At 68.9% G+C, this 13,477-nt stretch carries 11 protein-coding genes; 7 read left to right on the top strand and 4 right to left on the bottom strand.

What is annotated here, in order from left to right; genetic code table 11:
• Window positions 1-47 precede the first annotated feature (47 nt).
• The 3 genes from HUN07_RS11550 to HUN07_RS11540 all read left to right on the top strand — a co-directional run bounded on the left by HUN07_RS11550 (window position 48) and on the right by HUN07_RS11540 (window position 3,061).
• Window positions 48-404 carry a DUF3099 domain-containing protein gene (locus tag HUN07_RS11550; RefSeq protein ID WP_114719928.1) on the top strand — a complete coding sequence of 119 codons (357 nt, stop codon included), beginning with the start codon at window positions 48-50 and terminating at the stop codon, window positions 402-404.
• A 56-nt stretch (window positions 405-460) separates the two neighbouring features.
• Window positions 461-1,939 carry a DUF7782 domain-containing protein gene (locus HUN07_RS11545; protein ID WP_174909784.1) on the top strand — a complete coding sequence of 493 codons (1,479 nt, stop codon included), beginning with the start codon at window positions 461-463 and terminating at the stop codon, window positions 1,937-1,939.
• 153 nt (window positions 1,940-2,092) lie between these two features.
• Window positions 2,093-3,061, top strand: a complete 969-nt coding sequence (locus HUN07_RS11540; RefSeq protein WP_114719924.1) for a sigma-70 family RNA polymerase sigma factor — start codon at window positions 2,093-2,095, stop codon at window positions 3,059-3,061.
• Window positions 3,062-3,173: 112 nt separating this feature from the next.
• Here the strand turns inward: HUN07_RS11540 and HUN07_RS11535 are convergent, their stop codons facing one another.
• Entirely contained in the window at window positions 3,174-5,870 is a 2,697-nt protein-coding gene (locus HUN07_RS11535) for a bifunctional acetate--CoA ligase family protein/GNAT family N-acetyltransferase (protein WP_114719921.1), read from the bottom strand.
• Window positions 5,863-7,137: an acetoin utilization protein AcuC gene (locus tag HUN07_RS11530; protein WP_114719919.1), complete on the bottom strand. Its 1,275-nt coding sequence runs from the start codon at window positions 7,135-7,137 to the stop codon at window positions 5,863-5,865. The genes HUN07_RS11535 and HUN07_RS11530 overlap by 8 nt, the downstream gene beginning before the upstream one ends.
• 154 nt (window positions 7,138-7,291) lie before the next feature.
• On the opposite strand from HUN07_RS11530, the gene HUN07_RS11525 reads away from it, so the two are divergent.
• Window positions 7,292-7,978: a metal-dependent transcriptional regulator gene (locus tag HUN07_RS11525; RefSeq protein ID WP_114719917.1), complete on the top strand. Its 687-nt coding sequence runs from the start codon at window positions 7,292-7,294 to the stop codon at window positions 7,976-7,978.
• A gap of 45 nt (window positions 7,979-8,023) precedes the next feature.
• Window positions 8,024-9,019, top strand: a complete 996-nt coding sequence (gene galE / locus HUN07_RS11520) for a UDP-glucose 4-epimerase GalE (RefSeq protein ID WP_174909782.1) — start codon at window positions 8,024-8,026, stop codon at window positions 9,017-9,019.
• Here galE and HUN07_RS11515 read toward each other — a convergent pair.
• A complete protein-coding gene (locus tag HUN07_RS11515) occupies window positions 8,999-10,165 on the bottom strand; it encodes a DUF4192 domain-containing protein (protein WP_174909780.1) in 1,167 nt (388 codons plus the stop codon). The genes galE and HUN07_RS11515 overlap by 21 nt on opposite strands.
• 153 nt (window positions 10,166-10,318) lie before the next feature.
• Window positions 10,319-10,999 carry a sensor domain-containing protein gene (locus tag HUN07_RS11510; protein WP_174909778.1) on the bottom strand — a complete coding sequence of 227 codons (681 nt, stop codon included), beginning with the start codon at window positions 10,997-10,999 and terminating at the stop codon, window positions 10,319-10,321.
• Between the two features lie 298 nt (window positions 11,000-11,297).
• Between HUN07_RS11510 and HUN07_RS11505 the strand changes: the two genes are divergently transcribed.
• Window positions 11,298-12,248, top strand: coding sequence for a proteasome assembly chaperone family protein (locus tag HUN07_RS11505; RefSeq protein ID WP_114719909.1), 951 nt, complete (start codon window positions 11,298-11,300; stop codon window positions 12,246-12,248).
• Between the two features lie 178 nt (window positions 12,249-12,426).
• Window positions 12,427-13,464: an alpha/beta fold hydrolase gene (locus tag HUN07_RS11500; protein WP_174909777.1), complete on the top strand. Its 1,038-nt coding sequence runs from the start codon at window positions 12,427-12,429 to the stop codon at window positions 13,462-13,464.
• Window positions 13,465-13,477 lie beyond the last annotated feature (13 nt).

The following is a 13,477-nucleotide window of genomic DNA, read 5'->3' as shown; positions in this document are numbered from 1 at the left end:
CGCAACCGCATGTGCAATTGCTTCGCGAGAGTGGAACAGTGGAACCCATGGCAAGAACATCGGGGTTCGACGAGTCGGCCGAGAGCGGCACACCCCGCAACCCGGCTCTGATCACCGAGGCTGCGCAGTCCATCGAAGATCAGCACCGGGCGCGTGTCCGGAAGTACCTGACGATCATGTCGTTCCGGTTCCCGGCGCTGATACTCGCGGCGATCGCGTACGGAATGTTCGGGAACGCCTGGATCTCGGTGGGCATCATCGCCCTCTCCATCCCGCTGCCCTGGATCGCGGTCCTGATCGCGAACGACAGGCCGCCGCGGTCGAAGGACGAGCCGAGCAGGTACGACCACCGCGACGCAGCGCATGCGCTCGAGTCCAGGCAACACCGCACGATCGAGGGTTGAGCGGCCGCGCTCGTCCGGTCCGGTAAGCGTGCGATGACGGCTGCAACAATGCTCGCGTGACCCGTGACCTCCTGCTCTCCATCTGCGGCCCGCTCCGAGAAGCGCTGACGCGCTGCGCGTACGACACCGACTCGATTCTCGATCTTCTCGGTGCCGACGCCCACGCCGCGCTCGACCGGCACGAACCGGTGCCGGTCCGCCGCGCCACCGCGAACGGCGGCGACCTGGGACAGCTCGTTCGACTGTTCCTCCTGTGCGACGACTGCGATGCGGCCGACGTCGCGTCCGCGCTCGCACCACTCGCGCTGGACGACGCGGTCGCGGCCGGCCTGCTCTCGCGCACCGGCGAGACGGTGCGCGCCGAACTCGACCTCCGCCCCCTCGACCTCGGCACGGGGAACCGGTGGGTGCTGTCGGATCTCGACGGCTCGATGCGCGCCCGACCGACCGCCGACGACCACGTCATCGGTGTCGGTCACGCGTCGCTGTCTCTGCTGCAGGGGACCCCCACCCGTCCGGTGGGCACCGTGCTCGACGTGGGCACCGGCTGCGGCATCCAGGCCCTGCGCGCCGCGGACTATTCGGGCACGGTCACCGCCACCGACATCAACCCGCGGGCACTGGATCTGACCGCGGCGACCGCCGCGCTCAACGGCCTCGACTTCGAGCTCCTCGAGGGCTCGTGGTTCGAGCCGGTCGAGGGCCGGACGTTCGACCAGGTGGTCGCGAATCCGCCGTTCGTCGTGAGCGAGGCCCGCGTCGTCAACAGCTACCGCGACTCGGGCCTGGACCTGGACGAGGCGAGCGAGCTGATGATCTCCCGGTCGGCGGAGTACCTGAACACCGGTGGGACGGCGGCGCTGCTGGCGTCGTGGCTGCACGTGGATGGCGAGGACTGGCGACACCGGATCGCCTCGTGGCTGCCGGCACACGGGATCGATGCCTGGATCGTCCAGCGCGACGTCGCCGATCCCGCGCTCTACGTCGGCACGTGGCTGCGCGACGGCGGCGGTGACCCTCGTGACCCGGCCGTGCAGGCCCGTGCCCAGAGATGGCTCGACCACCTGGAGCAGGCCGACGTCGAGGGCGTGGGGTTCGGCTTCGTCTATCTCCGGCGCACGGACGAGCCGTCGGACATCCTGTGCGAGGACCTGCGCCACGGCTTCACCGACCCACTCGGCGACGAGGCAATCGCCTACTTCGAGCGTCTCGCGTGGCTGCGGGAGCACGATGTCCTGTCGGCGCGGTTCGCGGTCCGGCCCGACACCGCCCTCGAGCGGGTGTACCTACCGGGCGAGGACGGCTGGGATCAGGTGGTGGCGCGCGTGCATCGCGGCAACGGACCGCAGTGGCAGCACGAGGTGGACGATCTCACAGCGGCACTGCTCGCGGGAATGCGTGACGACGGACTGGCGTTGGAAGAGCTCATCACGCTGCTCGCCTTCGCGCACGGTGAGGACGAGGAGTCGCTGACGGCCACGGCAGTACCGCTGGTCCATTCGCTTGTGCGTCACGGGCTGATCGAGCCCGCCTGACGCGCGTTCCCGGGCGGGTACCTTCTCAGGAACTTCTCAGGGGAGGCACCCGGAACGCGCAGGTCACGGGCCGCAGAGGTGAATCCGTTCGGGAACTTTCCCAGGCCGTCGGAGCGTTGAGGCATATGAGACACCCCGACGAGGAGGCACGTCATGACAAGCCCCAGCACCACTCGACCCCGCACCGCCGATTCCGATCTGGACAGCCAGAGCCCGGCCGCGGATCTCGTTCGCGTCTACCTGAACGGGATCGGCCGGACAGCACTGCTGACCGCTGCAGACGAAGTCGACCTGGCGCGGCGGATCGAAGCTGGGCTCTATGCCAAGCACGTGCTGGAGACCAAGAAGCGCCTCACGGCCGTCAAGAAGCGGGACCTCGCCACGATCGTCCGTGACGGCGAGGCCGCCCGGCGCCACCTGCTCGAGGCGAACCTGCGTCTCGTGGTGTCGCTGGCGAAGCGGTACACCGGACGCGGCATGCCGTTACTGGACCTCATCCAGGAGGGCAACCTCGGTCTGATCCGTGCGATGGAGAAGTTCGACTACGCGAAGGGCTTCAAGTTCTCGACGTACGCGACGTGGTGGATCCGTCAGGCCATCACTCGCGGCATGGCAGATCAGAGCCGCACCATCCGCCTGCCCGTCCACCTCGTCGAGCAGGTCAACAAGCTCGCCCGCATCAAGCGCGAACTGCACCAGCAGCTGGGCCGCGAGGCCACCGACGAGGAGCTGTCGCAGGAGTCGGGCATCCCCGAGCACAAGATCGCGGACCTGCTCGATCACAGCCGCGACCCGGTGAGCCTGGACATGCCGGTCGGCAACGACGAGGAAGCGCCGCTGGGCGACTTCATCGAGGACTCCGAGGCGACGTCCGCGGAGAACGCCGTCATCGCCGGGCTGCTGCACAGCGACGTCCGCAGCGTCCTCGCGACGCTCGACGAACGCGAGCAGCAGGTGATCCGGCTGCGTTACGGCCTCGACGACGGCCAGCCCCGCACGCTCGACCAGATCGGCAAACTGTTCGGCCTCTCGCGCGAGCGGGTGCGCCAGATCGAGCGCGAGGTGATGGGCAAGCTCCGCCAGGGTGAGCGTGCCGATCGACTGCGCTCGTACGCCAGCTGACCCGAACGCTCTCCCGCGCCTCCCGGCCGGTCGTGCCCCCTCCCCCCTCGGGGGCCACGACCGGCCGGGTTTTCGCATTTCCCGGCCGGGTTCCTGCGGTTCCCGGTCCGGTTCACCACTCCCGCAGTCGCCGCGGACCCAGATCCGCCATGCTCGGCTCCGGTCCGATCCGCACCCGGGCATCGGTCACCTCGGCACCCTGCGCCGACGCGAGCACCGGTTCGCACGCGAGCGAACGAACCTCCGGCAGGTCGTCGGCGAGGGCGGACACCCGCTGCACGAGATCGACGAGGGCCTTCTTGTTGACCGGGACCGCGCTGCGGTAGCCCGACAGCAGGGGTGCGGCCTTGGGCGCGTCGATCAGCTCGGTGGCCTCGTCCTCGGTCAGTGGCAGTACTCGGTAGGCGCGGTCCCCCAGTAGATCGGAGATCACGCCGGCCAGCCCGAACGAGATGAGCGAGCCGAACGACGGGTCGTCCTGGACCCCGACGACACAGCCGATGCCCTTGGTCGCCATCTTCTGCACGTGCAACAGGGGCTCACCGGACGCGGCCGCAAGATCGCGGTACGCCAACCGCACGGAGTCCGGTCCCACCAGGTCCAGCCGCACGCCTCCGAGGTCGGGGCGGTGCCGCCACTGTTCACCGGTCGCCTTTACCGCGACCGGGTAGCCGAGTTCGTCCGCCGCCTCGACCGCCTCGTCCTCGGTGGTCGCCGCGCGGAACTCCACCACGTGCACCCCGTAGCACTCGAGCAGTTGCGCCGCCTCGAAGTCCGACAGCCACCGCCCGTTCGACTCCCCCAGCCAACCGTCGATCAGCCGCTTCGCGCGGTCCGGGTCGATCCCGTTGGGGCGCACCACCTTCGACACCGGACGTCCACGCCACGCGGAGTACCGCCAGGCCCGCGCCAATGCCAACGCGGCACGTTCCGGGCCGGGGAACGACGGCACCGAGCCGCGCGTCGGATGCCCGTCCGGACCGCGCACCGCCAGGACGTCGGGGATGCCCTCGGTCGCCAGGAACGTGGTGAGAATCGGCTTGTCGGCGCCGATCACGGCCTCACGCAGGGCCTGCGCGTACGGCTCGACGGGCACCGCGACCGGCGGCGCGAACACCGCGATCACGGCGTCGACGTCGAACGATGCGAGTGCTCGCGACACGGCCCCGGCGAACATCTCGGGAGTCGCCTGCGCGCCGAGATCGACCGGCTCCCCCACCTGCAGCCCCTCGCGGCGCGCGGCATCGGAGGCGAGCACCCCGAGGGCGGTCGAGTTGCCGACCACCGCGACCCGCGGCCCGGCCGGCAGCGGCTGGTATCCGAAGAGCATCGCGCAGTCGAACAGCTGGGAGATCGACCCGACCTGCACGACACCGGCCTGTTCGAAGAGCGACCGCACGATGGAATCGTCCATCTCGACACCGGTCGCCGCCAGCGCCGGGGGCACCGCGTGGCGTCCGCTCTTGACCGCGACGATCGGCTTGTTCCGTGCCACCCGCCGGGCGATCCGGGAGAACTTGCGGGGATTGCCGAAGCTCTCCAGGTACAGCAGGACCACTTCGGTGTCGGGATCGGTGTCCCAGTACTGGAGCAGGTCGTTGCCGGACACGTCGGCGCGATTGCCGGCGGAGACGAAAGTCGACAGTCCCAGTTGACGTTTGGCGGCCTGGTCGAGGATCGCGATGCCCAGGGCGCCGGACTGGCAGAAGAAACCGACCTTGCCCGGATTGGGCAGCACCGGGGCCAGCGTCGCGTTGAGCGAGACGGCGACGTCGTTGTTGGCGACGCCGAGCGCGTTGGGGCCGATGAGCCGCATACCGTGCGCCCGCGCGGCGTGCACGAGCCGGCGTTCGGAGTGCCGTCCGTCCGGACCGGTCTCGCTGAATCCCGCCGACACCACCACCAGCGCCTTGACGCCCTTCGCGAGGCAGTCGTCGAGCACCGCGTCGATGGACTCCGCCGGCACGGCGACCACTGCCAGGTCGACGTCGTCGGGGATGTCGCGCACCGTCGGGTACGCCCGGACGCCACGGACCGACCGGTGCTCGGCGTTGACCGGATACACCGGACCGGAGAAGTTGCCACGCAACAGGTTCACCAGCACCGCGTTGCCCACCTTGGAGCTGTCGGTGGACGCCCCGATGACGGCGACGGACCGCGGGCTGAGGACGTTGCGGACGCTGCGCGCCTCGGCAGCGCGCTCGCGGGAGTTCCGCACCGACAGCAGCGCTTCGGTTGGGTCGATCGCGAACTCGAGGCGTAACACTCCGCCGTCGAAGCTGCGGCTCACCTGGTATCCGGCCTCACGGAACACCGAGACCATGTTCCGGTTCTCCGCGAGCACCTCCGCGACGAACATGTTCAGACCGTTCTCCGCCGCCGCACCGGCGAGGTGTTCGAGCAGGATCGGCCCGAGCCCGCGGCCCTGGTGGGCGTCCGCGACGACGAACGCGACTTCGGCGGACCGGCCGTCGCCCACGTCGAGCAACCGCTCGTAGCGGCCCACCGCGATGATCTCGTCACCCAGGATCGCGACGAAGGCGACGCGGTTGCGGTGGTCGACGGTGGTGAAGTTGACGATGTCGCGCTTGGACATCGTGGGGTACGGACCGAAGTAACGCAGATACCGGGTGCGCTCGGAGAGCTTGCTGTGGAACTCGACGAGCTTGTCGGCGTCGTCGGGGACGATCGGCCGCAGGTGGACGACGCCGCCGTCGGAGGCCAGCACGTCCGCCAGCCAGTGGCGCGGGAAGTTCCGTGCCCGTTCCACATCGACTTCCTTGGCGTCTTTGGCGGTGCCGTCAGTCACGGGGATCCTCCGGATCGAGTCCGAGCAGTGGGAACGTGGCGCGGCGGGTCGCGATGATTGCCGCGTCGATTCGGGTCAGGGCCCGGTCCATCGAGGCGACACCCGTTTCCGGCGTACCTCCGGGTCCGTCCCACGGCATGTACGCGGTGTCGCCGGACTCCCCCATCGTCGTCGGGAGATCGACGCTCGGTGCAAGGGAGTGTGCCTTCTCACGCCACGAGTCGGGAATCGTGGTGGCGGGATCGATCTCGCGATCCAGCGCCGCGGCGATGAGATGCGTCCACGACCTCGGCACGACACGGATCAGGCCGTAGCCGCCACCGCCGACCGCGAGCCACCGCCCTTCCGCGTATCTGTCCGCGAGGTCGCGCATCGCCAGGTACGCCGCCCGCTGCCCGTCGACGGTCAGCGCGAGATCGGCCAGCGGGTCCTCCCGATGGTTGTCTGCGCCACACTGACTGATCACGATCTGCGGGCGGAAGGCTGCGATCGCGGCGGGAACCACCGCGTGGAATCCCCTCAGCCACAGCGCATCGCCGGTACCGGGCAGCACCGGGAGGTTGATGGCGGTGCCCTCGGCCGCGCCCGCCCCCACCTCGCTGGACCAGCCGGTGTTCGGCCACAGGGTCGCCGGGTGCTGGTGGATCGAGACCGTCAGCACCCGTGGGTCACCGAGGAACGCATGCTGCACGCCGTCGCCGTGGTGCGCGTCGATGTCGACGTACGCGATGCGGTCGAATCCGTTGTCGAGCAACCACGAGATCGCGATCGCGGCGTCGTTGTAGACGCAGAAGCCCGACGCCCAGTCGGCCATCGCGTGGTGCATTCCGCCGCCGATGCTGACCGCGCGCCGGGCGCGGCCGGATGCGATCGCCTCGGCCGCCGCCAGGGTTCCGCCCGCCAGGATCGCGCTGGCCTCGTGCATCCGGGGGAAGACCGGGTTGTCCTCGGTGCCCAGCCCGTGCCGGGTCTCGACCTCCGCGGGCAGCGGGCCGTCCTGAACCGATCCGGCAAGCTTCACCGCGTCGATGTACGCGGGGGTGTGGATGCGGAGCAGGTCGGTGTCCGTGGCGGCGTCGGGCCGCACCACCTCGGCGCCCTCGACGAGCCCGAGTCCGTGCGCCAGATCCATCGTCAGCTCGAGACGGGTCGGGTTCATCGGATGCTGGGGACTCCAGCGATAGCTGAGATAGTCCGGGCTCCACACCACGACGCGGTCGCTTGCGGAAGCTGAGATGCCCTCGACGGGACCTGTCGACGCGGTCATGGACCCAAGTTACTTGCCGCGGCACGGCAGGCGCGAGGCGCCATGTCCGGGACCGGTTCGGAGCCCCGACGGCGGACCGGACGCGCCTGGCGCCCGAGCGGAACCCGGAACGTGATTTGCCCGGTAGAATCACTCCGGACGAAGGGGTGTAAGAGTGAAGGATCTGGTCGACACCACGGAGATGTATCTCCGGACGATCTACGACTTGGAAGAAGAGGGCGTCGTCCCGCTCCGCGCGCGGATCGCCGAACGGCTCGAGCAGAGCGGACCGACCGTGAGCCAGACGGTTGCCCGCATGGAGCGTGACGGATTGCTCCAGGTGGCAGGCGACCGTCATCTGGAGTTGACCGAGAAGGGCCGCAACCTCGCGGTCTCGGTCATGCGCAAGCACCGTCTCGCCGAGCGGTTGCTCGTCGACATCATCGGACTCGACTGGGACCAGGTGCATGCCGAGGCCTGCCGGTGGGAGCACGTGATGAGCGAGGACGTCGAGCGGCGCCTCGTCGAGGTGCTGAACAACCCGACGACGTCGCCGTACGGTAACCCGATTCCCGGGCTTGCCGAACTGGGACTGGACCGCCCGGCAGGCAACGCGGAGACGCTGATCCGGCTCACCGACGTGCCCCCGGGCAAGCCGACCGCAGTCGTGGTTCGGCGACTCGCCGAGCACGTGCAGTCCGATCCCGAACTGATCGGCCAACTCCGTGAGGCGGGCGTGGTTCCCGATGCCCGGGTTACAGTCGAGACCCGACCCGGCTCGGTGACGATCACCGTGTCCGGTCACGACGAATTCGACCTTCCCGAGGAAATGGCCCACGCCGTCCAGGTGAAGCAGGTCTGACAGACCGCTTCGCCGGTTCGACGCCGGTGCCAGAGGAGATGAACGGTGAGACTTCTGGTTACCGGCGGTGCCGGCTATGTCGGCAGCGTGTGCGCCACGGTACTGCTCGAGCGCGGCCACGAGGTGGTCGTCGTCGACGATCTGTCGACGGGTAATGCCGACGCGGTTCCCGTCGGCGCCGATTTCATCGAAGGCGACGTGGCTGCTGTCGCCGGATCCGTTCTCGGATCCGGCGACAGCGCACCTCGATTCGACGGTGTGCTGCATTTCGCGGCGCAGTCGCTCGTCGGCGAGTCGGTCGAGCGCCCCGAGCAGTACTGGCAGGGCAATGTCGTCACGACGCTCGCACTGCTCGAAGCGATGCGGGTCTCCGGTACGCCACGTCTGGTGTTCTCGTCCACGGCCGCCACCTACGGCGAGCCCGAGCGGACACCGATCACGGAGGACGATCCGACTCGTCCGACCAACCCGTACGGCGCCACGAAACTCGCGATCGACCATGCGATCACGTCGTATGCGAACGCGCATTCCCTCGCGGCGACGAGCCTGCGCTACTTCAACGTCGCGGGCGCCTACAAGGGCGCGGGCGAGAACCGTGTCGTGGAAACGCATCTCATCCCCCTCGTGCTCCAGGTCGCGCTCGGTCAACGCGAGAAGATCGCGGTGTTCGGAACCGACTGGCCGACCAAGGACGGCACCGCGGTGCGGGACTACATCCACGTACTGGATCTCGCGGAGGCCCACCTGCTGGCGCTCGAGTCGTCCGAGCCGGGACGGCACCGGATCTACAACCTCGGCAGCGGCGCAGGATTCACTGTCCGCGAGGTCATTTCGGCCTGCGAACGAGTGACGGGACTCCCCATCACCGCCGAGGACGCGCCGCGCCGCGCCGGTGATCCGGCGGTCCTCATCGCATCGAGCGACCGCGCGATCGACGAGCTGGGCTGGAAGCCCGAGCACACCGATCTCGACGAGATCGTCGCCGACGCATGGACGTACCTGCAGGCGCTCGGAGACCGGTCACACGCCGCGCGGCGATAACCCGCCCCGCGGCGGCAGCTGCACGCCGAGGTCCTGCGCCACCTCGTATCCGAGATCAGCGAGGTCGCGCAGGGCATCCGGCCGGATCCCGGCCTGCAGGGCGTCGTCGAGCAGGTTCGCGAGCCGATGACACGGATCGGCCGCGAGCGCGGCACACAGCGCGACACCCGCCATCGGACCGTCGCCGCGCACGTACGAGCTGTAGCCGAGCAACGCGAGCGGTTCGGCGCGCTCGGGATCGGGCAACGACCTGCCCAGATGAATCCACATCTGTTCGGCCGCGTCGGCGTGCTCCCCGATCGTCAGCGCGAGCAGCGCGTCCCGGATGTGCGGATTCTCCAGTGCGAGCGCCATATCCGCGCACTCGTGCGCCGTGATCTCGTCACCCGAGTCGAGTGCTGCGATGCGCGCGAGGACGCGTTCGAGGTGGGCACGTTCGACGCCGGCGGGATCGGACGCCGTGTGCGCCAGAGCGAACCCCCGCACACTCGCCTCCCGCGCCGCGTCGATGATCTCCGCGATGCACGCCTGCTCGCCAGCCGGAACCGGATCGAGCACTGCTTCCAGCTCCTCACGGGACCCCCGGATCGCACGACCCCCGAACACCTGGGCCGCGGCCACCTCGGATGCGGCGGGATCCGGCAGCACGCCGCGGCTGTGCCCCACGAGGTCCCGCCACTGCACGCCGGCTTCGATTCGCGGGACGAGATGCGCGGCCGCCAACTCGATTCCTCCGGCGCACAACAGTTCCCGGAAACGATCGACGATCGCAGAGTGCCGCCACAGGTCGCCCGAACGCTCGCGGGGTGGGATCCGATCGTCCACCACGACCACGAGGACCCGATCGGCACCCTCCCGGATACTCACCGCCGCGAACTGGTCGAGGACCAGTTCCATCACGCCGTGCACCCCAGCGGGATCGTGGAGCACGAGGTCGTGGCGCATCACCGCGCCGACGCTGGTTCCGGTGAGACAGATCGCGACCAGTGAGCGGCGGGGGTGAAACCCCAGCAGGGCCGGTACGGCGCTGATGAGGTCGCCGGGGTCGGATATCCGGACCGCGTTCGGGGTCCCGAGATCACTGTGTCCGGACAGAGCCGGGTTGTGTGGGCGGGGCGAGTCGTGTGAGAAGGCCGGTGTCGTCATGCCCCGACCCTGCCGCTCGGGGCGCCCCCCGGCCCGGGGCACGACCTGGGGATTCGGTGGACCTGTGGATGTCGCCGCCGCCTGTGCAGAACCCCGAGCTCACGGCTCCGGGCACAGACAGGACTGTCGGTTTGCCGTGTTAGCGTCGGCGGCTCAGCCCGCGTGGACCTTCAGTACCGCCGCGGTGAACAGCTCGTCGAGAGCGGCGGTGTCGGCATCTGCCCCGAACGACATGAACGTCGCCTGCACCCGCACGTCGTCGACCTGCGCGATCAAGGTGAGCATCGACTGTGTCACCGCCTGGTCGCCCTGGCCCGAGCTCACCGAACGACGCAGCGCGAGGGTGTCGTCGGCATCGATCGGCGGGGGCGGAGTGAGGGTGGTCCGGACGACCGAATCCACCCCGTTGCGGGTGGCGGTCACCTCCGGGCACTCGGACAGCTGCGCTCCGAGCTCCACGAGCGGCGTGGCGACCCGGATCAATTCGATCGTGATCGTCGAGCGGTTGGCGTTGTCGGTGCCCACGACCATTGCGGTGCCGTCGGGGCCGTAGTCCTGGACGGGAGGCTTGCAGCCGGCCGGTTCCACCTTGGCGCCCGGTGCGATGCCAGTCAGGTCGGGCGCAGCCTGCGAAACTGCCTGCGGGGGAAGCACGACCGCCGGGTACTGCGGCGGGAAGGCAGCCGGGTCGAGAAGGAGGTCTCCCAACGGCCGCGCATCGGCGGCGACGGACTCGTCCGACAGCGGAGTTCCCGTCACCGCCTCCGAACAGCCCGTGAGCAGGACAGCCGACCCCAGCAGCACCGCCGCGGCGATCCGCTTCCATTGCGACATGCTCGAGCCTCCATCGTCCCAGCGCCGGGGTGTCCGCCTCGTTCTCGTTCCGCGCGGACAGCCTGTCACACGCGAACGGCGATCGAGGTGAACATCGATCGCGACGGGTACAGGCGTCGCCGCGCCGGGGCCGGGAATCAATGCGGCCGACCCGGTGTTGGCCCTCGAGGGACGAGATTCGATGATCTTGTTCGACAGTGGCACCGCAGCGCCCCGCCGCTGGTCCCCCGCTCCGGTTTCGGCACGCGGGAGCCGGTGAGGGACACTGGAAGCAGAAGTTCGAAGGAAGGGAGCCGTCATGGACGAGCAGTCGAAGATGTACGAGCTGGAGTTCCCGGCACCGCATCTGTCGTCGGCCGACGGCCTGGGACCGGTCCTGGTTCACGGTCTCGAGGGATTCTCCGATGCCGGGCACGCGGTGAAGCTGGCGACCAAGCACCTGCGCGAGAGCCTCGAAACCGAACTCGTCGCGTCGTTCGCGGTGGACGAGCTCATCGACTATCGATCGCGGCGTCCGACCATGACGTTCAAGGCAGACCATTTCTCGGACTTCGAGACTCCTCAACTCAACCTGTACGCCCTGCGCGACACCGCGGGCACGCCGTTCCTGCTGTTGGCCGGCATGGAGCCGGATCTGCGCTGGGAACGGTTCACCACGGCGGTCCGCCTGCTCGCAGAGCAATTGGGCGTGCGCCGGACCGTCGGGATCAATGCCATTCCGATGGCCATCCCGCACACGCGGCCGCTCAGCGTGACCGCGCACTCGACCAACAAGGACTTGATCAAGGATCATCACCGCTGGTCCGGCGAACTCCAGGTCCCCGGCAGCGCATCGTCGCTGCTGGAACTGCGGATGAGCCAGCACGGCCACGAGTCCGTGGGCTTCTCGGTGCACGTTCCGCACTACCTCGCGCAAACCGACTATCCGGCCGCCGCGGAGACGCTACTCGAGAACGTCATGGAGATCGCCGACCTCGAACTGCCACTCGTCGCGCTCGGCGAGGCGTCGGCTCGGGTCCGCGAGCAGATCGACGAGCACATCGCGTCGAACGAGGAGGTCCAGTCGGTGGTCCGGGCGCTCGAGAACCAGTACGACTCGTACGTCGCTGCCCAGGAACAGCAGTCGACGCTCCTCGCGAGCGACGACGACCTGCCGAGCGGTGATGAACTGGGCGCGGAGTTCGAACGCTTCCTCGCCGAGCAGGCCCGCCTCGACGACGACGCACCCGGGGACGACGATCAGAACTGAGGTTTGATCGACCCAACATTTGGTCGTTCGTCCAGGTATCGTGGACGACGAAACCCTTCCGTTATCCGAAGTCACACTGACGACTCATATGGCGCATAGCGTCTCGGTGCACGGATATACTCGGACGATCGATATCTGAGCGGTGCCCGCGTGCCGGGCAGCAGCTTCAGGAGGCGATATGAGCGACTCCCGCACGCGAATGCTCCGCCCGGTGCCGGACACCGAGCCGCGGCTCGTGTTCCGCACCATCCACGGGTACAGGCGCGCGTTCCGCATGGCCGGCGCGGGTCCGGCCGTCCTCCTGTTGCACGGCATCGGCGACAACTCGTCGACGTGGAGCGAGATCATCCCGCACCTGGCTCAGAACTACACGGTGATCGCACCGGACCTCCTCGGCCACGGGCGCTCCGACAAGCCCCGCGCCGACTATTCGGTGGCCGCCTACGCGAACGGCATGCGCGATCTGCTCTCGGTGCTGGATATCGACAAGGTCACCGTCGTCGGTCATTCGCTCGGCGGCGGCGTCGCGATGCAGTTCTCCTACCAGTTCCCACACATGGTCGACCGTCTGGTGCTGGTGTCGGCCGGCGGTGTCACCAAGGACGTGCATCCGCTGCTGCGCCTGATCTCGATGCCGGTGGTCAACGAGGCCCTCAAGCTGCTGCGCATTCCGGGTGCGATGACGTCGGTCCGCGCGATCGGCGAGGTCGTCTCCCGCCTCCACGGGTCGCCGCTGCGTCCCGGCACGATGCTGCACGACACCCCCGACCTGGTCCGGGTGCTCGGCGCCCTGCCAGATCCGACGGCGTACGAGGCGTACCTGCGGACGTTGCGCTCGGTGGTCGACTGGCGCGGTCAGGTGGTCACGATGCTCGACCGGTGCTATCTGACCGAGAACCTCCCGGTGCAACTGATCTGGGGCGCGCGCGACTCGGTGATCCCCGTCAGCCACGCACATCTGGCGCATTCCGCGATGCCCGGCTCACACCTCGAGATCTTCGAGGACGCCGGTCACTTCCCGTTCCGCGACGACCCGCTCCGCTTCCTCGGTGTGGTCGAGAACTTCCTCGAGTCGACCGCACCGCTGGAGTTCGACGAGACCCGCTGGCGGAACCTGCTGACCGACGGCGTCGGTGAGGGCACCATCACCGGCGCTCCCGCGACCCGCATGGCGGTGCTCGACGCGATGGGCTCCGACGAACGCAGCGCCACCTGAAACTCGATCGCGG

It is taken from the genome of Rhodococcus sp. W8901, assembly GCF_013348805.1.
Classification (GTDB): Bacteria; Actinomycetota; Actinomycetes; order Mycobacteriales; family Mycobacteriaceae; genus Prescottella.
This window is presented reverse-complemented; position numbering and strand designations above follow the sequence as displayed.

Excerpts from the sequence above, each read along its gene's own strand:
- HUN07_RS11550 (WP_114719928.1), top strand. The coding sequence starts at position 48 with ATGGCAAGAACATCGGGGTTCGACGAGTCGGCCGAGAGCGGCACACCC.
- HUN07_RS11540 (WP_114719924.1), top strand. The coding sequence starts at position 2,093 with ATGACAAGCCCCAGCACCACTCGACCCCGCACCGCCGATTCCGATCTG.
- HUN07_RS11530 (WP_114719919.1), bottom strand. The coding sequence starts at position 7,137 with ATGACCGCGTCGACAGGTCCCGTCGAGGGCATCTCAGCTTCCGCAAGC.
- HUN07_RS11515 (WP_174909780.1), bottom strand. The coding sequence starts at position 10,165 with ATGACGACACCGGCCTTCTCACACGACTCGCCCCGCCCACACAACCCG.
- HUN07_RS11510 (WP_174909778.1), bottom strand. The coding sequence starts at position 10,999 with ATGTCGCAATGGAAGCGGATCGCCGCGGCGGTGCTGCTGGGGTCGGCT.
- HUN07_RS11505 (WP_114719909.1), top strand. The coding sequence starts at position 11,298 with ATGGACGAGCAGTCGAAGATGTACGAGCTGGAGTTCCCGGCACCGCAT.
- HUN07_RS11500 (WP_174909777.1), top strand. The coding sequence starts at position 12,427 with ATGAGCGACTCCCGCACGCGAATGCTCCGCCCGGTGCCGGACACCGAG.